1 protein-coding gene is annotated in these 1,254 nt (G+C 62.9%); it reads right to left on the bottom strand.

Annotated elements, in window-relative coordinates:
• Positions 1-35: 35 nt before the first annotated feature.
• A partial coding sequence (locus tag ACZ6YV_RS44265) for an IS256 family transposase (RefSeq protein ID WP_465515394.1) occupies positions 36-1,254 on the bottom strand: 1,219 nt, incomplete at its 5' end.

Here is a 1,254-nt window from a genome sequence, read left to right on the forward strand (position 1 = left end):
CAAGTTTTCTGTGTAAGTGATCGTAAAAATGGGTTCTATTTGACGTAGTGGGCGATGCGTTCGGGGAAGGCCATGGCCAGGGAGCCGAGTGCTGGTTTCCAGCCCTGGACGGTGGCGCCTTCGACAAGCTTCGGGGGCGCTTTGCGCTGGCCTGCTGGTAGGCCTTTCTCCTTGTCGCGTTGACGTGCTCGCTTGTCTTCGATGTCGCGGATGGCCAGCCAGAGCAGCTTGATGATCGCGTCGTCGTTGGGGAAATGCCCCCGATTCTTGATGATCTTGCGGAGTTGGTAGTTCAGCGATTCGATCGCGTTCGTCGTATAAATGATCTTGCGGACCTCGGGGCCGAATTCCAGGAAAGGAACGAACCTTTCCCAGGCGTTTTCCCAGGTCATGACCGCCGCCGGGTAGCGTTTCCCCAGATCGGAGGCGGCGAACGCATCCAGTTCCAGGCGGGCGGCTTCGGCGGTAGGAGCGGTGTAGATCGGCTTGAGCGCGGCGGCGATCTTCTTGCGGTCCTGGTAGGACACGAACCGCATCGCCGCCCGGATCAGGTGGACGGTGCAGGTCTGCACGATCGCGAGATTCCAGGTCGCCTCGATGGCCTCGGGGAACCCGGTGAGGCCGTCGCAGCATACGATGAGCACGTCCCGGACCCCGCGGTTACGCAGCTCGGCACAGACCCCCGCCCAGAATTTGGCGCCCTCGGTGGCCTGGACCCAGATGCCCAGGACGTGTTTCACGCCTTCCAGGTCGACCCCGACGGCGATGTGGGCGGCCTTGTTGCGGACCTGGTGACCGTCGCGGACCTTCACGACCAGGGCGTCGAGGTAGATGATCGGATAGATCTCCTCCAGCGGCCGCGATTGCCAGGTCTTGACCTCTTCCAGCACGGCGTCGGTGATCTTCGAGATCGTGTCGTGGGACAGTTCGGTGCCGTAGGTGCGGTACAGGTGGTGGCCGATATCGCGGACGGTCATCCCACCCGCATAGAGCGAAATGATCATCTCGTCCAGGCCACCGGTGCGCCGTGAGCCCTTCGGGATCAGACGGGGCTCGAACGAGCCGTCCCGGTCCCGGGGCGAGGCCAGCTGCACCTCACCGACCTCGGTGGACACCGTTTTAGGGGTAGAACCATTGCGGGAATTGGTGACTCCCCGACCGGTCGGGTCGCCTTTCTCGTAGCCCAGATGGCCGGTGAGTTCAGCCTGCAACCCACGTTCCAGTACGGCTTTGACCAGCTCGGGCAGCAGCCCG

Source organism: Amycolatopsis sp. NPDC102522 (genome assembly GCF_055584485.1).